The sequence below is a fragment of the Paracoccus methylarcula genome (assembly GCF_003007735.2).
GTDB classification, from domain to species: Bacteria; Pseudomonadota; Alphaproteobacteria; order Rhodobacterales; family Rhodobacteraceae; genus Paracoccus; species Paracoccus methylarcula.
Map to the genome: position 1 here is coordinate 1 of NZ_PXNQ02000025.1, position 1,227 is coordinate 1,227.

Consider the following 1,227-nt stretch of genomic DNA (forward strand, 5'->3'; position numbering starts at 1 on the left):
ATGGCAAAGGCAAAGTTTGAACGGACGAAACCGCACGTCAACATCGGGACGATTGGTCACGTTGACCACGGCAAGACGACGCTGACGGCAGCGATCACGAAATATTTCGGCGATTTCCGCGCCTATGACCAGATCGACGGCGCCCCGGAAGAGAAGGCGCGCGGGATCACGATCTCGACGGCTCACGTGGAATACGAGACGGACACGCGTCACTATGCTCACGTGGACTGCCCGGGCCACGCCGACTACGTGAAGAACATGATCACCGGCGCGGCGCAGATGGACGGCGCGATCCTGGTGGTGAACGCCGCTGACGGCCCGATGCCGCAAACGCGCGAGCATATCCTGCTGGGCCGCCAGGTGGGCATTCCCTACATGGTCGTTTACCTGAACAAGGTCGACCAGGTCGATGACGAGGAACTGCTGGAACTGGTCGAGATGGAAGTGCGCGAGCTTCTGACCAGCTATGAATACCCCGGCGACGACATTCCGATCATCAAGGGCTCGGCGCTTGCGGCGCTTGAGGGCCGTGATCCGGAGATCGGCGAGAACTCGATCCGCGAGCTGCTGAAGGCCGTGGACGAATATATCCCGACGCCGGAGCGCGCCGTTGACCAGCCCTTCCTGATGCCGATCGAGGACGTGTTCTCGATCTCGGGCCGCGGGACGGTGGTGACCGGCCGCGTCGAGCGTGGCGCGGTGAACGTGGGTGACGAGCTTGAAATCGTCGGTATCCGCGACACCAAGAAGACCACCTGCACGGGCGTCGAGATGTTCCGCAAGCTGCTGGATCGTGGTGAAGCCGGCGACAATATCGGCGCGCTGCTGCGCGGCATCGAGCGTGACGGCGTCGAGCGCGGCCAGGTTCTGTGCAAGCCGGGCTCGGTCAAGCCGCATACCAAGTTCGAGGCCGAGGCCTATATCCTGACCAAGGACGAGGGTGGCCGTCACACGCCGTTCTTCGCGAATTACCGTCCGCAGTTCTACTTCCGGACGACGGATGTGACCGGGACGGTGAACCTGCCGGAAGGCACGGAGATGGTGATGCCGGGCGACAACCTGAAATTCGAGGTCGAGCTGATCGCGCCGATCGCGATGGAGGAAAAGCTGCGCTTCGCCATCCGCGAAGGCGGTCGCACCGTCGGCGCAGGCGTGGTGTCGAAGATCATCGAATGATCCCGTAACGGATCATCAGGCAGATGAACGGGCCGCCCAATGGGGCGGCCC

General features: G+C 62.8%; 1 protein-coding gene. It reads left to right on the forward strand.

The features are described from left to right. On the forward strand, nucleotides 1–1,176 hold a 1,176-nt coding region (gene tuf / locus A7A09_RS20440), incomplete at its 5' end, for an elongation factor Tu (RefSeq protein ID WP_106693108.1). Between the last annotated feature and the right edge of the window lie 51 nt (nucleotides 1,177–1,227).